The sequence below is a fragment of the Marinobacter sp. genome (assembly GCF_033722195.1).
Taxonomy (GTDB): Bacteria; Pseudomonadota; Gammaproteobacteria; order Pseudomonadales; family Oleiphilaceae; genus Marinobacter.
Genome location: NZ_JAWVZL010000178.1, coordinates 1 through 3,028, shown reverse-complemented (window position 1 = coordinate 3,028; position 3,028 = coordinate 1). Strand labels below are relative to the sequence as shown.

Below are 3,028 nucleotides of genomic sequence, written 5' to 3'. Positions count from 1 at the left end.
TGCATCCAGGCCGGCGACCCCGGGTAGATGCGCAAGGGTCCACCGGCCGGATTGCGATCCGCGAGAATCGACAGGAAGCCGGCCCAGTCCGGAGCCGCCAGCCTGTCCCGGTCCCGCCAGAGGGTCTGTATGCCGAGGTCGTATTCGGCGCTGCCGGCATGGGTATCGAAACAGGCAATGGGGCTGGCCTTGACCTGCATCATTGTGAGGCCGAGGTAGAGTCCGGCATGCTTCTGCACATCGGCAAAATTGCCGGCATGGAACGCGTGGAGGTAACTCAGCATAGACGTTTCGGTCCTGGCCGGGGCATGGAGCCGCCCATTAAGCCCCAATGGCCGGGTGGCGGCAACCATGCGTGCACAAATCTTCAGAAGATCACAAGGTTAAAGTACTTTGGCAAAGCCACCGCCCCTATTCCGCCGTTGACGGATTTCTGATGTGCTCCGGTACCGGTGCCCCCCTCCGGATCCAGACATGGGTTTCCGACGTATCGTTTTCCGGGCTCCGTGCCGGCCGTCTTGGCGACCGTCTGACCCGCCTGGCCTGAAGGCCAGCGCCGACACGACGCTTGAACGACGTCCGACAAACCCCCAGATAAAAGGCCGTCCAACCCTGCAAACCTGGAGGTGGCTTTGTCCCAGCAGCACCGTGATCCCGCCGATCAGCTCTACGCCCTGATCGCCAACGAGGAGGACGCCCGCACCTGTACCGATATCTCGGACAGCGCCTGTCGCGAGGTGCCGCGAAATTTCTTTGTGATCCTGGGCAGCTTGGTACTGACCAAATTGGGGGACTTGCTGATCAGCCCCAAAACCGTGCTGGCCTGGTTGTTGGGAGCCATCGGGGCGCCCGGCCTGGTGGCCTGGCTGGTGCCGATACGCGAGTCCGGGTCGCTGATTCCGCAGATGGTGATTGGCGCCTGGGTGCGGCAAAAACCGGTGCGCAAATGGTTCTGGGTGCTGGGCAGCTATGGTCAGGCCGTCTGTGTCGCCGCCATGGCTTTGAGCGTGTGGACGCTGGATGGCTACCTGGCCGGCTACGGCGTGCTGGCGGCGCTGGTGGTGTTCTCGCTGGCCCGGGGTTTCTGCTCGGTATCCATGAAGGACGTGCAGGGAAAATGTGTTCCCAAGACCCGCCGGGGCCGGCTCTCCGGCCTGGCTACCACCGTCAGCGGCGGCGCCACCGTGGCGCTGACGGTGGTCCTGTTCTGGGATCGCGGCGATCCCGAGCTCATGTTCTACGTGATGCTGCTGGGCCTTGCCGCCGTCCTCTGGCTTGTAGCCGGCAGCCTCTTTGCCACCGTGGACGAGGAAGCCGGTGAAACCGGTGGCGGTGGCAATGCCCTGGCGGATGCGCTGCGCAGCCTCTCTCTGCTGCGGGACGACGCGCCCTTCCGGCATTTCGTAGTCACCCGGGCGCTGCTGTTGTGTTCGGCCCTGGCGGCTCCCTACTTCGTACTGCTGGCGCAGCAACAGGGCGACTCCGGCTGGCTGCTGGGTTCGTTCCTGCTGGCCAGCAGCCTGGCCAGCTCCATCAGCGCCAGCGTCTGGGGCTGGATGGCGGACCGGTCGAGCCGCCAGGTGATGATCCGGGGCGCCGCCATCGCCAGCGGGATTTGCCTGGTGATCGGAACCCTGAACGTGGTCCAGGGCGCCGCCGTGGCCTCGGCCTGGTTCTACCCGCTGGCGTTCTTCGTCCTCAGCATCGCCCACGCCGGGGTGCGGCTGGGCCGCAAGACCTACCTGGTGGATATGGCCGGCGGCAACAAGCGCACCGACTACACCGCCGTCAGCAATACCGTGATCGGCGTGCTGCTGCTGGTCACCGGTGGCCTCAGTGCCCTGGCGTCCCTGATTTCCAATGGCGCGGTCATTGTCTTTCTGGGCCTGATTGGCCTGGCGGGCACCATCAGTGCCATCCGGCTGCGGGAAGTGGAATAGCTGGCTCCGAGGCAGACCGGCCTGAATCCCTGCAAATGTGACCGAATCGACAGACAAAACAGTCACCCTGGCAATCGTCAGACCGGTGAGGGAACCGGTATGCTTCTGCTGACGTTTAATGAGTATTTACCTGGAATCAAAGCCATGATGCGAATCCTGTTTGCCATGGCCGTACTGATCACAGGAGTGATGTCTGTCAGCTGGGTGGGCGCAAGCTATCCCCCGGCTCCGGACACTGCCCAGGGAGCCGGCACAGAAGCGGCATCGAACGCACCCCGTTATCTCACTGTGGGCGACCAGTCACTGACTGGTCGCCAGGCTGCCCGGAGACACTGATCATGAGTTCGCATTTTCTCGCCACATCCCGTTCCCAACGCTTCCTGCGGACCGATGAGGGCTGGATTGTCAGAACCCGGGAAGGTCGCAATCTTGGCCCCTTTCAGGACCGGGATGCCGCTGACCGCGCCCTTGCCCACCACATCCGGGTAGCCAACTACACTGCCTCCGCCATGATGCCGGAAGGCTATGAGATCCACGACGTCACCCGCTGCCGGATTGCCGGCTGTGCCGACTGTGAGGAGGTCAGGGTAGCCCTCGGAGCGATCGTCAGGCCCGACCTGCCGACGGACTGAGTGGGAGTCAGGGCGCCTTGCCGTCGTTGAGGGCCAGCGCGCCCTTGACGATGCGGTAGATGATCCAGATGGCAATGCCCAGCAGGATGAACCAGCCCACGATAATGACCGTGGTGATGACGCCGATGACGCTCCACAGCACGCCGATCCAGAAGGTTCGGATCTGCCAGCGGAAGTGGGGCTCAATCCAGGTGCCGCGCACGTCATCCAGTTTGACGTAATTGATGATAACCCCCGCCAGGCCGGTCAATCCGCCCAGAAAGAACGACAGCGCCTGCAGGATATAGACCGCGACCGCCAGGTTGCGGCCCGGTTCGTTGCGACGCACGATGGGGGTGTCCCCGTCGGTTGCGCGAAATTCGGGATCGGGCAAGTGATCTCCTCCATCTGTCCGGATTTGCCGCCAGTATACTTCAGAGTTACCGGCCTAGGCTGCCGCCGACGGCATGACAATCC

General features: G+C 63.4%; 3 protein-coding genes and 1 pseudogene. 2 read left to right on the top strand and 2 right to left on the bottom strand.

What is annotated here, in order from left to right; all coding sequences use genetic code 11:
* Positions 1–284, bottom strand: a pseudogene (locus R3280_RS16470) (23S rRNA (adenine(2030)-N(6))-methyltransferase RlmJ); the annotation flags it as partial.
* A gap of 348 nt (positions 285–632) precedes the next feature.
* Between R3280_RS16470 and R3280_RS16465 the strand changes: the two are divergent.
* Together R3280_RS16465 and R3280_RS16460 are read left to right on the top strand one after the other, a co-directional pair.
* Entirely contained in the window at positions 633–1,940 is a 1,308-nt protein-coding gene (locus tag R3280_RS16465; protein WP_318999695.1) for an MFS transporter, read from the top strand.
* 338 nt (positions 1,941–2,278) lie between these two features.
* Positions 2,279–2,572 carry a DUF6316 family protein gene (locus R3280_RS16460; protein ID WP_318999694.1) on the top strand — a complete coding sequence of 98 codons (294 nt, stop codon included), beginning with the start codon at positions 2,279–2,281 and terminating at the stop codon, positions 2,570–2,572.
* Between the two features lie 7 nt (positions 2,573–2,579).
* On the opposite strand, the gene R3280_RS16455 is transcribed toward R3280_RS16460, so the two are convergent.
* Positions 2,580–2,945, bottom strand: coding sequence for a DUF4870 family protein (locus tag R3280_RS16455; RefSeq protein ID WP_413468799.1), 366 nt, complete (start codon positions 2,943–2,945; stop codon positions 2,580–2,582).
* Positions 2,946–3,028: the final 83 nt, after the last annotated feature.

What these genes read in the sequence shown, in the direction of transcription:
- R3280_RS16460 (WP_318999694.1), top strand. Translation starts at nt 2,279, where the DNA reads ATGAGTTCGCATTTTCTCGCCACATCCCGTTCCCAACGCTTCCTGCGG.